Origin of the sequence: Latilactobacillus parasakei (assembly GCF_049674265.1) — a bacterium.
In the GTDB taxonomy this organism is placed as follows: Bacteria; Bacillota; Bacilli; order Lactobacillales; family Lactobacillaceae; genus Latilactobacillus; species Latilactobacillus sakei.
On sequence record NZ_CP186861.1, the window covers coordinates 1,981,349 to 2,004,180 of the forward strand.

Genomic DNA, 22,832 nt, shown 5'->3' on the forward strand with positions numbered 1-22,832 from the left:
ATTGAGTAATGAAGTTGGCGCAATTATAGTTACTTTTAATCCAGATATAAATGGATTAAAAAGAAATATTAATGCGATTTATAATCAGGTTGATAGAGTTGTAATTGTAGATAATGGATCGAATAATTTAGATGATATAAAAGAATTGTTACAAGTATTGAAAATGAATGTAGATATAATTGATCTTGGACAAAATTTAGGTATTGCAGCTGCACAGAATAGAGCGATTTCAAGTTTAGATGATTTAGGATTTAATTGGGTAGTTACACTTGATCAAGACTCTGAAATGGCAGAGAAATCTATTCAAAAACTAAAAGCAACTAGTCAATATGAAGACAAAGATACTGGAATATTAGCAGCGCAATATAATGATTCCAAGTGGACAGAAGAACAAAGAAAAAACAAATTAGATGAACGATATGACCAAGTTGTGCAGAAAAAAATGGTAATCGCCTCTGGAAATTTAGTCAATATTAAAGCATGGAAAGCTGTACAAGGCTATGATGAATGGATGTTTATTGATCAAGTTGATTTTGATTTTAATGCTAAACTATTGTTAGCAGGTTACAAAATTTGGCAGGTTAATAATGTAGTTATGGATCATGCGGTTGGGGATGTTATTCAAAAACCTATGTTATCAAGGCTTTTGTTATTTCCTAAAAAAGCTATTTTTTCAGACCATTCCGCATTTCGGGAATATTATATTCAACGTAATACTATTATATATTCTAAGCGATATCCGGAATTTAGACGTCACAAGTATCAGGTAATTGTTAGTATGATTCAGTCTAGAAGAATTTTAGTGTATTCAGGACCTAGAGTTAAGAAATTGATATCGGCCTGGAAGGGCATTGTAGACGGGATTAAGTATCGACCAGAGGATGATATAAAATTCAAGGAATTTAGACAAAGCCTGAATAACAGGAGAACTAAAAATGAGAATTAATTTTGTGTTGCCTAGATCTACTAATACTCCTATGGGAGGATATAAAGTAGTGTTTCAATATGCTAATTATTTTAGTGATAAAGGACATGATGTACATATTTACTTTGTGATTAATGCTAAAATTAATAGTCTAAATTTATGGCGCGCAAAAATTAGTGGATTAGTTCTAAAACAAAATATTTATAGACACATTTCGTGGTTTAATTTACGGAGCAATATTCATGTGCATTTTGATGTTTCCAGTAATACTATTAGGAATATAAATCATGGAACTGTAATAGCAACCCATTGGTCAACTGCCCGCTTGGTATTGGCATCTAACGTTAAAGAAAAACACAAATTCTATTTTATCCAGGCGTTTGAGTCGTTTGACCCCTCAGCAACTAAAAAAGATATTGAAGATACATGGAGACTAGGGCTAAATAATATTGTAATTTCAAAATGGTTACAAAAAAAAGCAAGAGAATTAGATGTTAAAGCAACTTTAATAACTAATTTCATTGATCATAATGAATTTAATATAACTAATTTACTACCTAATAATCAAAGAGAAAATATAGTATCTTTTTTATGGCATACTAATCCAGACAAGCAATCTTCGATTGGATTAGAAGTATTAAAAAAGGTTAAAGATGTATTTCCTGATTTGAAAATTATTGAATTTGGAGCTGCAAATTCAGGCGAAAGTATAATTTCTGAGAGTTACTTAAATGCAGATTCAGAATGCTTATCAAATAATATTTATGGGAAGTCTGCTATTTATTTTATGCCAAGTAGTAGTGAAGGTTGGGGATTGACAGGCCTAGAGGCTATGTATCATGGAGCAGCAGTAGTATCGGTGAATAATGGTGGTATTACAGAATACGCTACAAATGGACAGTCTGCTGTTATCGTTGAGAATAATAAAGAAGCAATGTATCAAGGTATTATAAAACTATTAGAAGATAAAAAATATAGACAGTTGCTTGTTAATAATGGAATAGATGTCGCTAATAAATTTTCTTTAACTAAATCAGGAGATAAATTTATAAGTGTATTAGGTGGAGGCAATGATGAATAAATCGAGAAGCAAGGCTGCATTAGTTAATTCATCGGTAGCAACTATAGCGCAAGTGGTATTAATATTGGCACAATTTGTATCAAGAACAATTTTTATAAAAACTTTGGGTAGCGAATATCTAGGATTAAATGGACTTTTTGTAAATTTATTAAGCATGTTAAATTTAGCAGAACTGGGCATTGGAAACGCGATAACGTTTTCGTTATTTAAGCCTTTAGCTGATAATAATAAGGCACAAGTATCTGCAATCATGAGATTATTAAAAAAATGGTATAGAATGATCGCTATCATCGTTTTATTAGGTGGCGTGGTTCTTATGCCATTTATCCCTAATCTAATTCATAAGCCGGTATTTAGCGATATGCAATTGTGGTTGTTTTTCTTCCTAGCGTTGATGGGGACGATTTCAACATACCTATTAAGCTATAAAAGGACGTTATTAATTGCAAACCAGGAAGGTTATATTAATACCATTAATACAGTGGGATTTAGCGTTGGACAACAGATTATTCAAATTGTATTTTTAATTGTATATCCTAATTTTTATATTTATTTGATTATTCAGTTGTTGGCAAATCTTTTTTCAAATATTAATATCTCAAGATTAGTTGATAAAAAATATCCATATTTGAAAGATTTTAATATTTCTGTTGATAAAGATGTTTTAAAATATTTTAAAAAGAATGTAACTGGAATGATTTCTGCTAAATTAGGTGGAGTTGTTGTAAATGGTACTGATAATTTGGTGATTTCGTTTTTCTTGGGATTAGCTACCGTTGGTAAATATGCAAATTATACTTTGATAACAACAGGACTTACCGCAATACTGACACAGGCAGTGTCTGCGGTATCTGCTTCAGTTGGTAATTTAGCAGTCTCTAAAAATGATAGTAAAGAGAAAGAAGTCCGAGTATTTAATCAATATTTTTCGATCACAATAATTGTTAGTTTGATAATGGCTGTAGGAATAGCCGCATTTTCAACGGCATTTGTAACATTATGGATTGGTGAGGGGTATGTGCTATCCCGTCTAACGGTTTTCTTAATTTCGCTGAACTTTTTTATACAAGCTGTTAGACAATCTGTAATTACCTATGCTAATTCCTATGGGCTTTACTGGCAACAAAGATATAAGCCAATATTTGAATCAGTGCTTAACCTATTAGTTTCTATAATCCTAATTAAGTATACTGGTTTAGGATTATCGGCCGTTTTAATAGGAACAATAGCAAGTAATATTTTAGTTAATCTTTGGTGGGAACCGTACGTTGTGTTTAAATATGGATTCCAACAAAAGGTTACTAGGTTTTTGTTCCAATATTATGTATTAATTATAACTGGTGGATTAGTTCTAGAAGGGGTATTGTTTATTGGGTATCAAATTAGTAATATATTATTTGCAGTACTATTTACGAGCGTAGCAATTATTATTTCTATCGGCGTAATAGTTTCTGTTATTTGGATCTTAGGTATTAAAATTCAAATACCGAAAAGGATATATAAAGGGGGAGCTTCAAGATGAAAGGTATCATTCTAGCAGGTGGATCAGGAACACGTTTATATCCAATTACAAAAGCAGTTTCAAAGCAACTTATCCCGGTTTATGATAAACCGATGATTTATTATCCAATGTCAGCTTTAATGTTAGCAGGGATACAGGATATTATGATTATTTCAACACCAACTGATACACCACGTTTCGAAGAATTATTTGGTGATGGTCATGATCTAGGTTTAAACATTGAATATGCTGTTCAGGATAAACCAAACGGTTTGGCTGAAGCATTTATTATTGGGGCCGATTTTATCGGTGATGATTCAGTTTGTTTAATTTTAGGTGATAACATCTATTATGGTGGTGGGCTATCAGAAATGCTACAAAGAACAGCCCAAAAAGAAATTGGTGCGACGGTCTTTGGTTACCATGTTAATGACCCAGAACGTTTTGGGGTCGTTGATTTTGATGAAAATATGCATGCCAAATCAATTATCGAAAAACCAGAACATCCAGCAAGCAACTACGCAGTGACTGGCTTGTACTTCTATGACAATCAAGTTGTTGAGATTGCTAAAAATATCAAACCATCACCACGTGGTGAACTTGAAATTACAGATATTAACAAGGCTTATCTTGAAAAGGGTCAGTTAGATGTTGAACTAATGGGCCGGGGCTTTGCTTGGTTAGATACTGGGACTCACGATTCATTACATGAGGCCAGCAGTTTTATTGCAACCGTTCAAAAGCGTCAAAACTTGAAGGTTGCTTGTTTAGAAGAAATTGCTTACCGAATGAACTATATCGATAAATCAAAAGTGATTGAATTGGCACAACCGCTTAAGAAAAATGATTATGGCCAATATTTATTAAGATTAGTAAACGAAGATTAGGGGTAAGTAATTATGGGAAAATTAAAAGTAACAACAACTAAATTACAAGATGTTAAAATCATTGAACCAGCTGTTTTTGGCGATCACCGAGGATTCTTTACAGAATCATATTCAGACCGTGACTTTAAAGAAGCCGGAATTGATATCGATTTTATTCAAGATAACCATTCACTTTCAACGCAAGCCGGCGTTTTACGCGGATTGCACTTCCAACGTGGCAAAGCCGCTCAAACGAAATTAATCCGGGTTGTGACGGGTGCTGTTTTAGACGTCATCGTGGATGTACGTGCAGGCTCACCAACTTACAAACAATGGGAAGGTTATATTCTTTCAGCAAGTAATCACCGTCAACTATTAGTACCAAAGGGCTTCGCCCATGGATTTGTGACGTTAACCGATAATGTTAACTTCTTATATAAATGTGATGGTTATTATGATGCAGAAGCCGATGGTGGGATTTCATTTAAAACCCCAGAATTAAATATTGACTGGCCAATTGATTTTGACCAAGCGATTACATCAGAAAAAGATGCTAAGCAACCAACATTTACAGAATTTGAAAAAGATAACCCATTTGTTTACGGTGAAATTTAAGGAGACTCTAACTTATGAAAAATATTATTGTTACCGGCGGCGCCGGTTTTATCGGTTCTAACTTTGTCCACTATGTTGTTAACAACCATCCAGAAGTTCATGTAACGGTTTTGGATAAGTTAACTTATGCGGGAAATCGTGCTAATTTAGCTGGTTTACCAGAAGACCGTGTGGAATTAGTGGTTGGCGACATCTGTGATGCAGAATTAGTTAATAATTTGGTTCAAAATACTGATGCGGTTGTGCACTATGCTGCAGAAAGTCACAACGATAACTCCTTAAAAGATCCATCACCTTTCATTCAAACTAATATTATTGGTTCATATACCTTAATTGAAGCTTGTCGTAAATATAATGTTCGTTACCATCATGTTTCAACGGATGAAGTTTATGGTGATTTACCACTACGCGAGGATTTACCAGGTCATGGTGAAGGTGCTGGTGAAAAATTCACACCTGAAACACGTTACAATCCAAGTAGCCCTTACTCATCATCAAAAGCTAGTTCGGACTTATTAGTGCGTGCTTGGGTCCGCTCGTTTGGCTTACAAGCGACTATTTCAAATTGTTCTAATAACTATGGCCCTTATCAACACATCGAAAAATTTATTCCACGTCAAATTACTAACGTGTTAAGTGGCATTCGCCCTAAGCTTTACGGTTCAGGTCAAAACGTTCGTGATTGGATTCATACTAATGACCACTCAAGCGCTGTTTGGGCAATCTTAACTAAAGGTAAAATCGGTGAAACTTATTTAATCGGTGCTGATGGCGAACAAAACAACAAGGATGTCTTGGAACTACTTTTAGAATTAATGGGACAACCTAAAGATGCTTATGATCAAGTTAAAGATCGTCCAGGACATGACTTACGTTATGCAATCGATTCAAGCAAACTACGTGAAGAATTGGGCTGGCAACCAGAATTTACTGATTTCAAATCAGGATTACAACATACGATTGACTGGTATCGTGATAACGAAAACTGGTGGCAAGCAGAAAAAGCAGCAGTTGAAGCCAACTATGCTAAAAATGGTCAATAAATATAACTAAATGGAAGTAGGCGAGTGCCTACTTTTTTTAAGGAGAAGAGTTAACAATGAAAATTTTAATTACTGGTGCCAATGGTCAATTAGGAACCGAATTACGTCATTTATTAGATGAAAATCAAATCGAATATATAGGAACAGATGCTGCTGAATTGGATATCACGAATGCAGAAGCAGTTAATGCTTATTTTGAAACTAACAAACCAGAATTAGTTTATCACTGTGCTGCTTATACAGCCGTTGATGCAGCCGAAGAAGAACCGGGCAAGTCAATCAACTACAAAGTAAATGTCGTTGGGACACAAAATATTGCTAATGCTGCAGAAGCAGTTGGAGCAACATTAGTTTACATCAGTACAGATTATGTATTCGATGGCACTAATGACCAAATGTATACAGAAGAGACACCAGCAGCACCTAAAAACGAATATGGTCGGACAAAATTAGCAGGTGAAGAAGCTGTTGCTAATACGATGAGCAAATATTACATCATCCGGACATCATGGGTCTTTGGTGAATATGGTAAGAATTTTGTTTACACCATGTTGAACCTTTCTAAGACACACGATCATTTAACGGTTGTTAGTGATCAAGTTGGCCGGCCAACTTGGACCCGGACATTGGCTGAATTCATGTTATATTCCGTTAAAAACGACGTCCCTTATGGTTTATACCAACTTTCAAATGATAATTCATGTACTTGGTATGAATTTGCGAGCGAAATCTTGAAGGATAAGGATGTAGAAGTGAGCCCCGTTACGTCAGATGAATATCCACAAAAAGCTTTCCGTCCAAGACACTCAATTATGGACTTGACGAAGATTAAAGCAACCGGTTTTGAAGTACCAACATGGCAAGATGCATTACAGAAATTCATTAGTAGTGTAGAAGACTAATAATGTGAGGTATTTATAATGGATGGAAATTTTATCACGTTTGAAGGACCTGATGGAGCTGGAAAAACTAGTGTTTTGGAAGCGATAGTACCTAAAATAAGCTCACTTATAGAACAAGAAATAGTTGTTACTCGTGAGCCTGGTGGAAATAATATTTCAGAATCTATTAGAAACTTGATTCTAGACATTGATAATAGTGAAATGGATTCAAGAACAGAAGCGTTGTTGTATGCCGCCGCTAGACGTCAACATATAGTTGAAAGAATACAACCAGCATTAAATAGAAAAGCGATTGTTATATGCGATAGATTCGTTGATAGTTCAATAGCGTATCAAGGTGCTGGAAGAAGTATTGGAGAAAAACTTATTTCCGATATGAATTTATTTGCAACGGATGGATTAACTCCTGATTTGACTATATATCTTGATGTTCCATCTGAAGTTGGTTTGGAACGAATTCAAAAGAATAGACAGAATCAATATGATAGATTAGACCATGAAAAATTAGACTTCCATAAGAAAGTTAGAAAGTCTTATCAAAACTTGATGAGAAACAATACTGACAGAATAAAAATGATTGATGCAACTCAGCCATTCTCTGAGGTAGTTGATAATTGTATGAGAGAATTATTAAAGTTCTTAGACAATTAGTAATAGTCGGTTGAAAACCTCATATAAGGAGATTTTGTAATGAGTAGTAATAGTGAGAGAAATTTTGGGATAGATATTGCTAGAATATTAGCTATGCTGATGGTTGTTTTTTTTGCATAATCTATTAAATGGTGGAATTTTAAGAAATTTAGATATTAATAGTAATCCAATGAGTATGATCTATTGGTTCATAGAAAACTGCTCAATCATTGCAGTGAATATATTTGCAATAATTACAGGTTATTTGATGACAGGAAAACGATTTTCATATAAAAGAGTTATTGAACTTTGGAAAATAGTAATATTTTGGTCAATATTTATATTTATTGTATTTTATTTTTGGGGTTATCCGTTGAAAATGCATGATATAATAACTTCTTTTTTTCCAACCATCATGAATAGTTACTGGTATTTCAATGCTTATTTAATTTTAGTTCTCTTTATTCCATTTTTAAACGCTGGAATAAAAGCTATCGATTTTTTAGTATTTGAAAAAATTGTCTTTTGTTTGGTAGTACTTTCTGTAACTATTGGTTTTGTTGGGCATTTATTTGAGCTAGAGGGTTATTCTGGTATTTGGCTAATGATTCTGTATCTAATTGGGGCCTATATAAAAGTAAGTCCACGAATTAAAAGATTAAAAAATACTTGGTTACTGATTCTGTATCTACTCTGTTCGCTAATATCTGTGGGAGCAGAATATGTATCAATTAAATTTATAGGTGGAGAGGAACGCTGGTTAAGTTACCTATCTCCAATGGTTACAGTTTCTTCTATTTGCCTATTTATTTTGCTAACAAGAATAAACATAAAAAATGATAAGATAAAAAAATATTAATAGTAATTTCGCCATTATCATTTGCTGTCTATTTGATTGATACTCATCCAATAATATTTAATTACGTAATACAAGATGCTTTTCGAAATTTAACAAGTTTAAATCTAGTTTATGGATTAATCATATTCTTTATAATTTCAATTCTAATGTTTGCCTTATTTTTATTAATGGAATACGTTCGAGTATATATTTTTAAACTAATGCGCAATTTTGTTAGAGGATTTAAAACTAATGGAAATTAAAAAAATGCCTAGTCTATTGCTAATGACTAGGCATTTTTTTAATCTACTAATAGATTACTAAACTTTTTCTGCACCCTAAATTTAATATTATTAGCTGTTCGCCGTGTGATGTTTAAGTCCGCGGCGATTTCTTTTAGGCTGGCGTTGGCAAAGTAGCGTAGGACTAGGAAGCGACGTTCACGCGGGTCGCAGACCTGGTAGAGTTTTTCGAAGAGGTCGTTATAGATGACGGCATTATCTGGGGCGCAGTGGGGATCACTGATCTGGTCGAGGTAGTCCATTAGGGCATCGTCTTCAGATAAACGATTAACGAAGCCAATTTGTTTGTTTCGGCCGTTTTCTTGTCTGAAGTGCCGCATCGTGGCCCATTTAATCGCTTGGTAGGCGTAGACGATGAATTCGTGCTCCTGGGTATCAGGATCGCCTGGAAAGCGCTGATAGGCATCGATGAAGGTCAGGATGGCTTCTTGGTAGAGATCATCGAAATTCTCGTGATAACGATTAATATGGAGCGATTTGAGGGCACCGTAAATAAAGTTATCGTCTTGAAGTAAGAGGTTGAAAGCGGCTTGGTTAGATTTGGTCATTGTATCTCATCCTTTAGGCCGCGAGCTCGCAGTAAATTTTCCCGGTAAGTTCACTATAACGACTTGGCGATCAAAAGAATAACGACCGTTTTTGATGATTAATCAGAGTGAAACGTTGGTTTTATAGGAATTCGTAAGTAGTAATTTCTGAAACAAGTGTTATTTAACCTTGAAAATCGCTGAAAAGTCGATATTTCGGTTGTTTTATAAATCGCGTAATTTTCTGATAAAGCTGGGCACTCCTTGTAAATACCAGCCAAATTCATGAATCGGATATTCTTTGTATTCTTGAATGGCTGCTTGGTAGATGTAATTTGATTTGTGAACTTCTAAGTCGTCTAAGAGGCGAATTAATTGTTGTGGGTTATCAGGCACCATACTGCATAATTGGCAATGACAGTAGTCATAGCTATGGATAATACTGCTGTTAAAGCAAGATTGGAGTTCGATCGTATAGCCGAAGTTAGTTGCACAAATCCCGAGGCTCATGCGTAGAATGCGCCCGATTGCGGCACATTGATGAATTTCAGCTTCTAGCTGTCTACCTTTATAGAGGAGTTCGCAACTCGTTTCGTTCAAAAAGGTAATCCGGAGATGATCGCCAGCTTGCTCATAATATTTAACGTAGTGCAGTGCTAACCAACTTGCATTTTGATGGGCGGTGCCGCTGAGTGGTAGGAATTGATATTCACCGTTGATCTGCGGTAGTTTCCGCAGTTGGCCAAAGTTATGATAGATGTGCCGCATTTGTGAGAAATCAATGAGTTGCTGGCGATTGTACTGGCGCATCAATTTACGGGTCGAAAGCGGTGTGGCTTGCAGGCCATTATTGCGACTAATGATCAAACTACGGTGCTTATTGGCCGCGAGTAGCATTGTGTCCGAATTAACATGGTAATGATTGATATACGAGCAGTTAACCGTTTCTCGAAAGCGCAAATCGTAATCAACCGTTTTAATTAACGGTAAGCAGTCTGGACAAACGGTATGTTGGAGCGGGACGGTATGAGTATGCAGTAGTAACATAGGATCCTCCTAAGTAAACGATTTATTTGAGGATAGCAAATATTAACAAACGCTTACAATGTAAATGTGATTTTATCAACAAATAGATGTTAAGATATTAATATTTTCCTCATTTTTAAGCGTTTAGGGGTCACAAATCGGCTAGGGTATGGCATACTATGATTAGACTATGATTAATGGGGGATCCAATAAATGAAAGTACGCAAAGCAGTTATTCCAGCAGCTGGCCTAGGAACACGTTTCTTACCAGCTACCAAAGCAATGGCCAAGGAAATGTTGCCCATTGTTGATAAACCAACAATTCAATTTATCGTTGAAGAAGCAAAAGCTTCAGGTATCGAAGATATTTTAATTATCACTGGTAAGGGGAAACGCCCGATCGAAGATCACTTCGATTCAGCACCCGAATTGGAACAAAATTTGAAAGCTAAGAACAAGACGAAGATGTTGAAGATGGTTAATGAAACAACCGATATGGGCGTTAACCTCTATTTCATTCGCCAATCACATCCTAACGGTTTAGGGGATGCGGTCCGTCTTGCAAAATCTTTCGTTGCGGACGAACCTTTTGTTGTCATGTTAGGTGATGACTTGATGGAAGACGAAGTGCCATTGAGCAAGCAATTAATTAATGAATATGAAGAAACACACGCTTCACAATTGGCTGTCATGAAAGTACCACATAACGAAGTTGATAAATATGGTGTCATTAACCCTGAAAATAAGGTTAAGGACGACTTATACAACGTTAAGAACTTCGTTGAAAAACCAGATGTTGATAAGGCACCTAGTGATTTGGCCATTATTGGTCGTTACTTGTTAACACCAGAAATTTTTGATGTCCTAGAAAATCAAAAACCAGGTCTTGGTGGCGAAATTCAATTAACAGATGCGATCGACGAATTGAACAAGACACAACGCGTCTTCGCCCACGAATTCAAGGGCCGTCGTTACGATGTTGGTAACAAGTTCGGTTACTTAGAAACAAGTATCGAATACGGTTTGAAACACCCAGAAGTTAAAGATGATTTGAAGAAATACATCATCAAATTGGGTGAAGAATTAAAGCAAAGCGAAAAGAAAGAAAACAAATAGAGTGCTGACCATCGCGGTTAGTAGTTAAGCACAAAAAAGATCCCGTCAATTGACGGGATCTTTTTTGTGTAATGAATTAGTCAATACTCTTTAGGTATTTGTCTAATTCAGCTGGTTTTTTAACTTCGTAGCTCCAAGCTGATGAAACGGTTAGTGAGTTTAAGCGCATCTTTAATACGATGGCTTCTTTAATGTAGTTTAAGACTTTCTTCATGAGATATCACCTCCTTTAAATGGGATATTGTAACTAGTATTAAGGTTGCCAGCGTTGCGGCGCTAATTGGAACGGCTAAGAAATTGAAGAACAGACACAAAACTGAGAATAAGCTAAAAGCAATAATCGTGATCCGGTTACGCTTAAACTTTTCATTTTTAATACGTTTATCCTCAACAAGCGGTGTTCCAAACCAGAAAGCAAGAGCTGATAGAAGCGAGAAAATAATCGCGATAGTGGTATTGAATAATAGCCATTGCGCGAGATAGATAGCGACAATAGCCAGAGAAACGGATGTCAGATAACAATTTAAATAGGTCCGACAGTGGTAGCCACCAGTTTGTGTATGAATGATTCTAAAGAGAATCACATAACCGACAGTGAACCAAAATTGATGGGTGATAAGACCAAAGATTAAGATGGAGGCCGTAATCAAAAACTCATTAATTGTTAGCTCGACGCCATAATTGTAAAAGACTTGTTCGTCTGCTGAGATAACTTGTTTTCTAACGAGTAGATTCGTAATCATTTTTGTAAGGTTTTCCAAGCCAATACCTCCATTATTAGTCTTGATCAATTGGTAATAAAACGAGCATATCAAAGTGTGTTTCGTCATAGGCTATTTTATAGTCACCATGGAGTCGATCAATACTCTTCTTAATAATATTAATGCCTAAGCCATGTGGCTCATGTTTAAACCAACCTTTGTTAGAAAGATTAATTTTGTTGCCTAAATGAGTTTCGGCATGAGAGTTATTAACAATTAATACCAGTTTATGTTTATATTCAAAAATTTTGACGCTGATTTTTCTTTTTTCGGGCGGTAGTTTTTCTGTTGCGGCAACGGCATTTTTCAATAAGTTGATCAGGATGTTGGAAAGAGAAACGGGTTCTAATGACTCAGTCTGAACTTGATCTACTTTAAGCGAGAGTTCGATATCATTAGAGGCACACAGGCGGATATTGTTGTTTAAAACAGCGTCAATATACACATTGCCGGTTAAAACCTGGGCTTTAACTTTCTCCAATTGCCCCGTAATCTGGTTGATATAATTGATGGCTTCGGTATCAAGCTCATTTTCAATCATATATTTGATTGACATGATATTTTCCTTAAAGTCATGCCGCATATGGCTTAGTTCAAGTTCTTTTTTATTTTGAATTTTAATTTCATTTTTCAAGACGGTAGAAGCCGCTTGTAGATTGAGCTCAAATTCACGATTTTGATAGTAGAGACTTAGTTGGGAAAATAGGTAGATTGTTAGAAAGATAGTCGCATTCAGTAGAATAACCATAACTAAAATTTTAGCTGATAGTTGTTCAGCATGCTCAGCTTTTAAATTACTGCTTAGCATGTTCATAAAGTTAGTAATGAGCATTGTACCCATCACTAAAATGCAATTGATGATGATTAAATAATGTTTTGAGATATCCAAATTAATATTGTGAAAAAGTTTGTAGTAACTATATATGAGAAGTAACATCGTTAATTTAGTAATGATATAAAACAAAATACCATAAGCTTTACCGGTATCTATGATAATTGGAATTGGTTCATGAAAGATATTTGCTAGGATAATACCAGAAGAAATATCTGAGAAATAGATGAAGTAGTAACCAAGCGAAACAAAATAAAAAATTTTGATAAATTTGTCCTTGAATAATAATAGAGCAGAAATACTAATGCCGGTGATCATCAATAGGGAGTGAGCAAGGTTAGTGAAATTGGCAATTGCGAGAATGATAGTCGTATCTATGGCAATCAAAACTAACAAAGTACCGATTATCTGGCTATAGCGTGTAAAACGCGTATTTAAAAATAAAATCAATAAAACATAAAGAATGGTTACTTCAATCACAGTCGGTGCGACGTAGATAATTAGATTAGTCACTGAGAATCCCCCGTATACCGCATATAAATGCTTCTTGAACTTCTTTTTTTCGTCGTCGGCTTAAATCTAGTTCTTCACCATTATCCATTAGAATACTGGTGTTTTTAATTTCGTTGATAAAGATTGGATTGACCGTGAACTTGCGATGGGTCCTCAAAAAGCCCTTTTCAACTAGTGAATCCGTTATTTCTTGAAAGGCATAACCAACAAGTTCAAATTGCGTTTGGTTGGCTAGGTGAAGATAGACCTTTCTGTTGAGTGATTGAACGTAAATAATATCATCGAGATAGACTTTCTTATAGAGTTCCTCACCGGTCGTTTCGCGGAGCTTTAGCCGGAGATATTTGCTGTTTTCAAAAGCAACCGAGCGACTCAGCCGTGCTAATAAGTTATCAATGCGCTCACTGAGATGGTCCTTAGGTAGAAAATCATAGATATCATATTGCAAGGTGTTCAGAATTTCTTGTTCATAGCGGGTGACGAAAATAATTTTAACCCGCTTATCTAGATTGCGAATTTTGTGGGCTAACATTTTCCCATTAATTTTTGGCATATAAATGTCGATAAAAAGGGCGTCGAATACACCAGGTTTGAAGGCATCGAGTAGGTCAGTTGCATTTGTAAAGGTCTGATAAGTTGCTTTGATGGCTAATGAGCGATCAATCTCTTGTGTGATTTTTTTTAGAAAACACTGATTGTCGTCACAAAATGCAATATTTAACATCAAAAATGCTCCTTGTATGACTTGATTATTTAATATTCTATCACTATTCTTAATAAAATAGCATCTTTAACCTGTCGTGTTTTTGTCAAAAAATGCCGTTATAATGCCTTTTTGGGTCATTAATATGACATTAAAAGACGATTGTTATAAACGTTAATGACTTAAGTGGTCAATATAAATGACGCAACGGTTATTTTAATTACAAAATGAGTTTATTGCGAATGATAAGCTGATTTTTTATATAGGAAATAGTATAATGCCCGAATTTATTTTTTTAATTAATTTAAATTAATTAAAAAAATTTTTAGTGATATAAAAAGCCACTAGACAAAATAGGACTAGTGGCTGTGTGATGGCGCATTAAATGAGGATGCCCTCACAATGATCTATTTCATGTTGGATAATTTGAGCTACCCAGCCAGAAAAAGCTTGCTGCTGTGCTTTAAATTGGCGGTCTTGATAGCGTACTTCGATTGTGTCGTAACGTTGTGTCGGACGTTGCCCAGTCAGAGAGAGGCAGCCTTCTTCGGTTTGATAAGGGTTGCTCTGACGGATAATCTTGGGATTGACCATAATAACGGGTAGAATACCCATTTGAACGATAATGATCCGCTTATTAACGCCAATCATATTAGCAGCCATGCCGACACAACGCTCAGTGTTAGCTTGCAAGGTATCAATTAAATCGGTGATAACAGCACTATCTGCGGATGTAGCGGGTAGGGCCACTTGTTTTAAAAATTTAGTATCATGCATAATTGGCTTAATCATAAAAAAACTCCTCAAAAGTTAATAATTCTATTATAACAGAGTCAAGTTGCCCAAAGTGATTCATAACCTGCCCAAACCGGAACAATATAATGTGCTCGGATACAAATTTATTTATAAAAGCTGGCTTGCTTAGAATGAGCCAGCTTTTTTAATTGGCAAATGAATCCTAAAGCGGTCTAGCAATTTAAGTTGTACAAACAAACTATGACACCGAGTGGTCGTATAAATAGACTTAATGGTCTATATTGTTATCAATTAGAAAAAAGAAAGCAATTAACATTGCTAATAAGCGTAATCTCGTATTATATATAATGGTAACTATTAGAATTTAGAAGACTTTAAGTGCTATAACAATAGAGGGGAGAAATAATAAAATGTTAAGTCAAACAGAAACGTTGTCGTCGGTTACTTATATCATGCGCTGCAATCAAGTCATTGAAAAATTATTAGTATTTGATACGGTCTTTAATGAATATACCCAAACCTGCCGCAATATTGTATTGGGCAGATGTTTAGTTAATGAGAATCTGCATTCCTTGAAAAAGTATTTCCAGAAGAATTTAGTTAATTTACTACATTTTGTGCAATTGATTGAAAGCATCAATCCACCAAGTTATTTTGCTGAAACTAACCAGCGATTAAAAGAGGCTTTCAGAGGATATGTTGGTAGTGTTGAAAAAATGTTATCGATCATTGAAACAGAGAATGACTCATTGATATTAGAAAAATTAAAAGAAATTCGACAAAATCAAAAGGATTATTGTCATCAAATTAATGAGGCTCTAGCAGATGTCGTTAAACTAGGCTAGTCCTTAAAAAAAGGCCGTTAACCGAAAAGGTTAATGGCCTTTTTTAGCATTTAGAACAAATAAAAATTTTATCTTTTGGACATAAAATGAATAAAAATTCGACAAAGTATGAGCTTTTGATTATAATTATGAGTATAGCATTATAACGAAGCTTATTAAGTTCTAATTTTAATGACCGGTAAGAGGGTATAGAGGAGGATTCACAATGAAGAAAATAACGTTGTTTTTGAGTAGTTTGTTGTTACTAGGACTGTTTGTATTTGGCAGCCAACAGGTGCAGTCAGTACAAGCGGCTGAGAAGACTTATGAAATCGGAACTGATGTCACTTATCCACCGTTTGAATTTGCGAATAAGGATAATAAGTATGTCGGCATTGATATTGATATCATGAAGGCCATCGCAAAATCAGAAGGTTTCAAAGTGAATATCCAACCTCTCGGCTTTAATGCCGCCGTTCAAGCGGTTCAATCAGGACAGATTGATGGTGTGATTGCCGGGATGACAATTACGGATGAACGGAAAGCAAAATTTGATTTTGCGGATCCTTATTATCACACCGGGGTTGTTATGGCGGTTAAAAAAGACAGCAAGATTACCGGTTTAAAAGGGTTAAAGGGCCAGCGCGTTGCGATTAAGACCGGGACGGCCGCAGGTGATTATGCAAAATCAAAGGCCAAAGAATACGGCTTTACGACAGTCACTTTTGATGATTCTGACAATATGTACAATGATGTTGTCAACGGCAATTCAGTGGCCTGTTTCGAAGATCAACCAGTGATGCAATACGGGATTAAGACTGGTTTGAACTTGAAGATTGTCACCAAGCCAGCACAAGGCGGCGACTATGGTTTCGCTGTTAAGAAGGGGGCTAACCCAGAGTTAGTCGCAAAATTTAACAAGGGCTTGAAGAAGTTAAAAGACAGTGGTGAATACGCCAAAATTCAAGCAAAATATTTAAACACTAAAGCAACTAGCAAAAAAGAAGCTGATCACAGTTTCTTCGGGTTATTAAAAGAAAATAAGGGTGCAATCTTAGATGGCTTAGGCCAAACATTACTATTAACGGTCATCGCGATTTTCTTCGCAACCATCTTCGGTGTCTTCTTCGGATTACTCGGCGTGCTACCGAATAAATTTGCACGGGGCGTTTCGGATACAGTCATTTATATCTTCCGGGGCTTACCACTGTTAGTCTTAGCCTTATTCATCTACACTGGGATTCCAAGTTTGACGGGGCAAAAGATCCCCGCAATGGTCGCTGGTGTGATTACGCTGATGTTCAATGAAGGGGCCTATACAGCCGCCTTCGTGAAAGGTGGGATTGGGGCCGTCAGCGCTGGTCAAATGGAAGCAGCCCGCAGTTTAGGCTTACCATATGGCAAAGCAATGCGTCGCGTTATCTTACCACAAGGGATTCGGATTATGGTGCCATCTTTTATTAACCAATTCATCATCACATTGAAGGATACATCAATCTTATCAATTATCGGCATTGTTGAATTAACGCAAGCCGGCAAGATTATCATCGCCAGAAACCTAGAAGGCTTCAAAATCTGGGGAATGATCGCGTTGATTTACTTGATTGTGATTACATTATTGACATGGTTATCGAAGTACATCGAGAGGAGAATGAATAACTAATGAATAGAATTGAAGTGTCCCACCTCATTAAAAATTATGGTAGCAATGAAGTTTTGAAGGATTTGGATTTAACCGTTGGCAACAATGAAGTGGTTGTTATGATTGGGCCCTCCGGTTCTGGGAAGAGTACTTTTCTCCGCTGTTTGAACCGTTTGGAAGAACCAACGAGCGGTGAAATCATCGTCGATGGTTATAATCTTAATGATCGTAAGAGCGACTTGAATCAGATTCGGGAAAAAATTGGGATGGTCTTCCAACACTTTAACCTCTTTAAAAATCTCACTGTTGCGGAAAATATTATGTTGGCACCTGTTGAACTGGGTAAAATGACGCAGGAAGAAGCCAAAGAAACCGCCAAACATCTTTTGGAAACAGTTGGCTTATCGGATAAGTACGATGCCAAACCGGGGTCACTGTCAGGTGGTCAAAAGCAGCGGGTCGCCATTGCGCGCGCCTTGGCGATGAAACCCGATATTCTGTTATTCGATGAACCAACATCAGCGTTGGATCCAGAAATGGTCGGCGACGTGCTCGAAGTAATGAAGCGCTTGGCCAAAGAAGGGATGACGATGGTCGTTGTTACCCATGAAATGGGCTTCGCCAAAGAAGTGGCCGATCGTGTCATCTTCATGGCAGACGGACATATTGTCGAACAAGGTGCCCCAGAAGAAGTCTTCGGCAACCCACAAAATGACAGAACAAAGGACTTCTTGAATAAGGTATTGAATGTTTAGAAAAAGCACGTTTGAACTATATAAAAAGGCCCTAAGACAAAAATCATTTTTGTCTTAGGGCCTTTTTGCTAGTGTATTAAATTAGTCTTTCGTGGGCAATTTCTTTATCAACAGCTTCTTTGCTATTAAACGGTGTCAATCTGAATGAGAGTTCAAATGGTGTGACTTTTGTTCGATATTTATCGAGTTGCCACTGTCCGCATGAGAAGCTACCAATTGCATTTTGACTGTAGTCAACATTAACGACAATATGATCAGCTTTCACTAAGTCTGTTGTGTGTAGTGCCTTATCAATTGTTTTTTCATCGTAGAATGAGGTGCTAAAGTTAAATGATTGGTCTGTTGAAATAACAACCCCTTGGCCACGATCATCAGTAAAAGCAGTCCATTTTGTATCCATGTGATTGCCGTTAGCTTGTGGGACAACATAGTTTGTAAAGAGATTATCGACGGTGTTAGTGTAGACACCTAATAAACCAGCTTCTTTTGAATCAGCGTAGTTTTCATGAGGCCCCCGGCCGAAGTAGCGAACTTGTTCGAGTGATTGGTTCAGATTTAAGACAACACCTAATCTTGGAAGCATTTCAGGTGCCATGTTTAATTTCCCACCTGGTGTGCCACTTAGATTGAATTGAATATCGCCGCTTGGATAGATGGTGTATTGATAACGACAATCATAATGCCAAGCGCTATTGGTTGTCCCATTTAACGTCTCAACCGTTACGATCAGTTGTTGGCCATTTTGATGGTAGTCAAAATTTTGAACGGTTTCGTGTTCTAAGTGAAGGAATTGCTTTTTCTTCATCTCATCCACGATTTCCATATCATTACTGATTGGAGCTCGCCAGAAAGTGAAGTGTGGTCCTTTTGACATGAGTTCGATACCGTCGCGCGTTAAGCTCGTAATGGCCCCCAGTACCTTATCAAAAGTGAGCGTGAAGTTGGCCCCAGCTACTTGAAGAAATGCACCATCTTCCTGAGTTGTGAGTGTTCCAACTGGTTTAACAGAAAGTCCGATTTGATGAATTGGTAGTTCAAATTGAGCCGTTGCAACTTCGTGACCAGCTGGTGCGTAAGGGGTATTGCTTGCTAATTGATAAGAGAAATTCAATAGGTAGGTGGTGCCAGGATGAGCAGTAAAGTCGAGATCAATTGGTACTTGAATTGTTGCTTTTTGGCGGGCTGGGATTGATGGGAGTGCTAAGGTGCCACTTTGAAGAACGGTATCATCTGCCATCACAGTATAAACGAGTTGGAATTGATTGAGGTTAGCAAAATCAAATCGACTAAGCAACTCGAATTCTCCAGCATCTAAATTAATAACAGATGTATTGATAGGTTCAATGACTTTTTTGTATTCATATAAGCCAGGAGATGGGGTTCTATCAGGCATTAGGAGCCCATCAATACAGAAGTCACGATTGCTTGGGTCATCACCAAAATCACCACCATAGCGGTAATAGGTCTCACCAGATGCAGTCTGCGTCTCAATACCGTGATCGAACCATTCCCAGATAAAACCGCCTTGGAGTTTATCGTGAGCGTAGAATAAATCTTGATAATCCTTTAAGTTACCAGGACCATTGCCCATTGCATGGGCGTATTCACATAAGAGATGAGGTTTTTTACTATTTTCGATGACGTCTTTCATGAGCGGCTTTTTAGTAGGATGTTCAAGCCAGGTATACATTGTGGAATACACATCAACAACTTCAGCTTCAAAATCGCCTTCATAATGCACTAAGCGAGTTGGGTCCATTTCTTTTGCGACAGCGGCCATTCTTTTAAAATTATGACCAAAATCTGATTCATTTCCAAGTGACCAGAATAGAATTGAAGGATGATTTTTTTCACGGTTAATCATCCGTGTTAAACGGGATACATAAGCTGTTTCCCATTTTGGATCATCAGTGATCCAATCGTATTTTTGAGTTAACTCAAAACCATGACACTCAACATCAGCTTCAGCAATCAGATACATGCCATATTGGTCGCATAAATCATAGAGGTAATAGGCATTAGGGTAGTGGCTAGTACGAATTGCATTGATATTAAATTGCTTCATGAGAATAATATCTTGTTCAATTTCTTCCTTAGAAACGACACGGCCATTATGTGGATTATAGTCATGGCGGTTAACACCTTTGAATTTAATAGCGACACCGTTGACTAGGAATGTTTCACCTTCGACATGAATATTTCTAAAGCCAACTGTTTGTGGGATGACTTCAATTAATTGATCAGCTTGATAAACACTAATCGTTAAATCATAACAATTTGGAGTTTCAGCAGTCCAGGCATCAACGACATTAATAGTAGCAGCGAGGGTCGCTTTTGCATTAGTAACTTGTTGGCTAGCCTCTAAAACGACTTTACCAGCAGGATTCCGAAGTTCAAAAGTAACAGTTTGATTGGCTTGTTGACGGAATGTCGTTTCTACAGATAATAAGCCATTTTGATAATTAGCATCTAAATCAGCAACGACACTTAGATCGTTGATACCGTTTTGAGGGACACCTAGTAATTCAACATCCCGATAAATACCACTGAGCCACCACATATCTTGATCTTCCAAATAAGTACCATCAGACCATTGATAAACGCGGACAGTAACGTCGTTTGTTTGATTGATTTTAGCAAAATCAGTGATATCAAACTCTGCCTCATTGCGGGCACCTTTACTATAACCAACCGATTCGCCATTAACCCAGACCTCAAAGGCTGAATCAACGCCATTAAAACGCAAAATGATTTTTTGATTGTTGAAGGATTCATCAATTGTAAAAGACCGTTTGTAAATGCCGGTTGGGTTAATCGTTGGTACAAAAGGCGGATTGATGGGGAAGTTATACCACAAATCAGAATAGTGCATCTTACCAAATCCTTGCACTTGCCATGAGCCCGGAACGGTAATAGTTGTCATTCCTGAAGTATCAAAGTCAGGTTTGAAGAAGTTGTTAGGGCTATATTCAGGGGCCTGTAAGAATAAGAATTGCCAATTGCCATTAAGATTTTTGAAAGCATGTGTGTACTTATTTTGATTGAGTTGCGCCGCTTCTTTAGATGGAAATGTTAAAAAGTGTGCACGCGCTGGTTCACGATTAATGCTATCGAGTTGATAATTTTCCCATAATTTCATTATGATTCAGCCACCTTTTTTTGTTTTTTTTCGTAACGTGCCCAGAATATCCAAGCAAATCCCATAAAGATAATTAAACCTAAAACGTTGTAAATCAACATACCAATCGGACTAGCAGTTCCTTTTGGCAATGTGCCGTGTAATTCAGCTACAATCAGTTTTGGATCTGGGACGGTCGACATGAAGAAGACGAAGATGAAAACTAAGAGCAATACGATACCTGCGATTAAACCGAAAGTACGATTACCAAACTTAAAATCGCGGGGCATATCGTCTTTTTTCAAACGTAATCCGATATAAGCAATTAATAAGAATAAGACTGGTAAGAGGGATGTTGAAGCAGTCATGTTAATTAAGGTTTCAAGGAAGCTATTCATATCACCAATGCCAAGTGCAGGGATGATTAAGAGTACTGTTACGATAATCCCTTGTACCATCAGTGCGTTGGTAGGATTACCTTCGTCATTAGTTTTGACGAGCCATTTGCCAAATACACCTTCTGGAATTTCAGAGAAGAAAACTTTAACAGGGGCTGCGGTCCATAGTGCAAGAGAACCAAGACTCCCTAAGAATAAAATGACGCCAACTAGACGAGACATAACACCGCCAGGAATGTGGAAGTGAGTGCCCAGAATCTTGAAAATATCAAAAATACCGTTAGAGTAATTTCCTTTTAAGACAGCTTCTGGGACAACTAAACCAACGGCAATCGCGCCGAGAATATACATTAGGCCAACAATTAAAGTCGCACCAATCATCGTTTTAACGAAGGTTTTATTGCCACCTTTAACATCTTTAATATAAACACCGATACTTTCACCACCACCGACAGCTTGTAAAATCCACGCCATTGTCATGAAGAAAGTCCAATTGAAATTAGGTTTGATTGTTGCAACTGAAAATTCTTGTGCAGGTGCTTTGCCAAAGATAAAAACAACGACGAAGGCTAGTACAACGAAAATGACGCCCATGAATAAGCGGGCACTACCAGCTAGACTTGTAACAGTTGAAATCCAGGAAACACCTTTAATACAAACCCAAGTCATAATCCAAAAAAGTAAAATTGAAATAATAGCGATCACTTTTGTACCGTTTGCACTTTCGAACAAATTTTGCCCAAAGAATGCATAAGAACCATAGATTAAGGTATTCGGTAGTAATGAACAAAAGAAAAAGAGATTAACGAAGAAATACGACCAAGCGCCTAGAAAGGCCCACTTGGGACCTAGGACACTTTCTAACCAACTATGAACACCGGATTCCTTTGTTGAATTTGCAGATGCAAATTCCGCAATCATCAGGATAAACGGTAAAAAATAAAAGACGGTTCCGAAAATATAACCGGGGATAGTGGCGAGACCGATTTGGATGCTGTTGTTGACAATACTTGGAAAAGCAAACACTGCCGAGAAGGTCATCAACATTAAAGCAACAGAGCCAATTCGTTCACGCGATTTTGATTCAGCCATGATATTCATCTCCTGTACTTGTATTTAACAACCTAAATATAAGCCTTATTAGTAATTGATTACATA

22 protein-coding genes are annotated in these 22,832 nt (G+C 36.8%); 13 read left to right on the forward strand and 9 right to left on the reverse strand.

What is annotated here, in order from left to right:
- Nucleotide 1: 1 nt before the first annotated feature.
- The 9 genes from ACPBEH_RS09860 (at nt 2) to ACPBEH_RS09900 (ending at nt 8,422) form a co-directional block, all read left to right on the forward strand.
- Nucleotides 2-946 carry a glycosyltransferase family 2 protein gene (locus tag ACPBEH_RS09860; RefSeq protein ID WP_424349047.1) on the forward strand — a complete coding sequence of 315 codons (945 nt, stop codon included), beginning with the start codon at nt 2-4 and terminating at the stop codon, nt 944-946.
- The gene (locus ACPBEH_RS09865; protein WP_424349048.1) at nt 936-2,006 is read left to right on the forward strand and encodes a glycosyltransferase family 4 protein; all 1,071 of its coding nucleotides are present in this window, start codon (nt 936-938) and stop codon (nt 2,004-2,006) included. Before ACPBEH_RS09860 ends, ACPBEH_RS09865 begins: the two co-directional genes overlap by 11 nt.
- On the forward strand, nt 1,996-3,528 hold the full coding sequence (locus ACPBEH_RS09870; protein WP_424349049.1) for a lipopolysaccharide biosynthesis protein: 1,533 nt from the start codon (nt 1,996-1,998) through the stop codon (nt 3,526-3,528). Before ACPBEH_RS09865 ends, ACPBEH_RS09870 begins: the two co-directional genes overlap by 11 nt.
- Nucleotides 3,525-4,394 (forward strand): glucose-1-phosphate thymidylyltransferase RfbA, encoded by an 870-nt coding sequence (gene rfbA / locus ACPBEH_RS09875; protein ID WP_424349050.1) that lies wholly within the window; start codon nt 3,525-3,527, stop codon nt 4,392-4,394. The genes ACPBEH_RS09870 and rfbA overlap by 4 nt, the downstream gene beginning before the upstream one ends.
- 12 nt (nt 4,395-4,406) lie before the next feature.
- Nucleotides 4,407-4,988, forward strand: coding sequence for a dTDP-4-dehydrorhamnose 3,5-epimerase (rfbC, locus tag ACPBEH_RS09880; RefSeq protein ID WP_076647911.1), 582 nt, complete (start codon nt 4,407-4,409; stop codon nt 4,986-4,988).
- Nucleotides 4,989-5,002: 14 nt separating this feature from the next.
- Entirely contained in the window at nt 5,003-6,031 is a 1,029-nt protein-coding gene (rfbB, locus tag ACPBEH_RS09885; RefSeq protein ID WP_424349051.1) for a dTDP-glucose 4,6-dehydratase, read from the forward strand.
- 56 nt (nt 6,032-6,087) lie between these two features.
- On the forward strand, nt 6,088-6,933 hold the full coding sequence (gene rfbD / locus ACPBEH_RS09890) for a dTDP-4-dehydrorhamnose reductase (RefSeq protein WP_424349052.1): 846 nt from the start codon (nt 6,088-6,090) through the stop codon (nt 6,931-6,933).
- 18 nt (nt 6,934-6,951) lie between these two features.
- On the forward strand, nt 6,952-7,584 hold the full coding sequence (gene tmk / locus ACPBEH_RS09895) for a dTMP kinase (RefSeq protein ID WP_104964437.1): 633 nt from the start codon (nt 6,952-6,954) through the stop codon (nt 7,582-7,584).
- A gap of 112 nt (nt 7,585-7,696) precedes the next feature.
- Complete coding sequence (locus ACPBEH_RS09900) at nt 7,697-8,422, forward strand: acyltransferase family protein (RefSeq protein WP_424349053.1); 726 nt, start codon at nt 7,697-7,699, stop codon at nt 8,420-8,422.
- Between the two features lie 280 nt (nt 8,423-8,702).
- On the opposite strand, the gene ACPBEH_RS09905 is transcribed toward ACPBEH_RS09900, so the two are convergent.
- Entirely contained in the window at nt 8,703-9,251 is a 549-nt protein-coding gene (locus ACPBEH_RS09905; RefSeq protein ID WP_424349054.1) for a sigma-70 family RNA polymerase sigma factor, read from the reverse strand.
- 204 nt (nt 9,252-9,455) lie between these two features.
- Nucleotides 9,456-10,277, reverse strand: coding sequence for a hypothetical protein (locus ACPBEH_RS09910; RefSeq protein ID WP_424349055.1), 822 nt, complete (start codon nt 10,275-10,277; stop codon nt 9,456-9,458).
- A gap of 192 nt (nt 10,278-10,469) precedes the next feature.
- On the opposite strand from ACPBEH_RS09910, the gene galU reads away from it, so the two are divergent.
- Nucleotides 10,470-11,372, forward strand: a complete 903-nt coding sequence (gene galU, locus ACPBEH_RS09915) for a UTP--glucose-1-phosphate uridylyltransferase GalU (RefSeq protein ID WP_016265524.1) — start codon at nt 10,470-10,472, stop codon at nt 11,370-11,372.
- 76 nt (nt 11,373-11,448) lie between these two features.
- Here the strand turns inward: galU and ACPBEH_RS09920 are convergent, their stop codons facing one another.
- From ACPBEH_RS09920 to ACPBEH_RS09940, 5 genes are all read right to left on the reverse strand, one after another.
- Nucleotides 11,449-11,586, reverse strand: a complete 138-nt coding sequence (locus tag ACPBEH_RS09920; protein WP_158666984.1) for a hypothetical protein — start codon at nt 11,584-11,586, stop codon at nt 11,449-11,451.
- A complete protein-coding gene (locus ACPBEH_RS09925) occupies nt 11,561-12,133 on the reverse strand; it encodes an accessory gene regulator B family protein (RefSeq protein WP_424349056.1) in 573 nt (190 codons plus the stop codon). Before ACPBEH_RS09925 ends, ACPBEH_RS09920 begins: the two co-directional genes overlap by 26 nt.
- Nucleotides 12,134-12,149: 16 nt before the next feature.
- A complete protein-coding gene (locus ACPBEH_RS09930) occupies nt 12,150-13,478 on the reverse strand; it encodes a sensor histidine kinase (RefSeq protein ID WP_424349057.1) in 1,329 nt (442 codons plus the stop codon).
- Nucleotides 13,471-14,202, reverse strand: a complete 732-nt coding sequence (locus tag ACPBEH_RS09935; protein WP_424349058.1) for a LytR/AlgR family response regulator transcription factor — start codon at nt 14,200-14,202, stop codon at nt 13,471-13,473. Before ACPBEH_RS09935 ends, ACPBEH_RS09930 begins: the two co-directional genes overlap by 8 nt.
- A gap of 360 nt (nt 14,203-14,562) precedes the next feature.
- On the reverse strand, nt 14,563-14,973 hold the full coding sequence (locus tag ACPBEH_RS09940) for a peptide deformylase (protein ID WP_424349059.1): 411 nt from the start codon (nt 14,971-14,973) through the stop codon (nt 14,563-14,565).
- A 374-nt stretch (nt 14,974-15,347) separates the two neighbouring features.
- On the opposite strand from ACPBEH_RS09940, the gene ACPBEH_RS09945 reads away from it, so the two are divergent.
- The 3 genes from ACPBEH_RS09945 (at nt 15,348) to ACPBEH_RS09955 (ending at nt 18,158) form a co-directional block, all read left to right on the forward strand.
- The gene (locus tag ACPBEH_RS09945) at nt 15,348-15,782 is read left to right on the forward strand and encodes a hypothetical protein (RefSeq protein WP_424349060.1); all 435 of its coding nucleotides are present in this window, start codon (nt 15,348-15,350) and stop codon (nt 15,780-15,782) included.
- Between the two features lie 205 nt (nt 15,783-15,987).
- A complete protein-coding gene (locus tag ACPBEH_RS09950) occupies nt 15,988-17,424 on the forward strand; it encodes an amino acid ABC transporter substrate-binding protein/permease (protein WP_424349061.1) in 1,437 nt (478 codons plus the stop codon).
- Entirely contained in the window at nt 17,424-18,158 is a 735-nt protein-coding gene (locus ACPBEH_RS09955) for an amino acid ABC transporter ATP-binding protein (RefSeq protein WP_424349062.1), read from the forward strand. Before ACPBEH_RS09950 ends, ACPBEH_RS09955 begins: the two co-directional genes overlap by 1 nt.
- 76 nt (nt 18,159-18,234) lie before the next feature.
- Here ACPBEH_RS09955 and ebgA read toward each other — a convergent pair whose 3' ends face one another.
- On the reverse strand, nt 18,235-21,297 hold the full coding sequence (gene ebgA, locus ACPBEH_RS09960) for a beta-galactosidase subunit alpha (RefSeq protein WP_424349063.1): 3,063 nt from the start codon (nt 21,295-21,297) through the stop codon (nt 18,235-18,237).
- A complete protein-coding gene (locus ACPBEH_RS09965) occupies nt 21,297-22,766 on the reverse strand; it encodes an amino acid permease (protein WP_280102715.1) in 1,470 nt (489 codons plus the stop codon). Before ACPBEH_RS09965 ends, ebgA begins: the two co-directional genes overlap by 1 nt.
- Between the last annotated feature and the right edge of the window lie 66 nt (nt 22,767-22,832).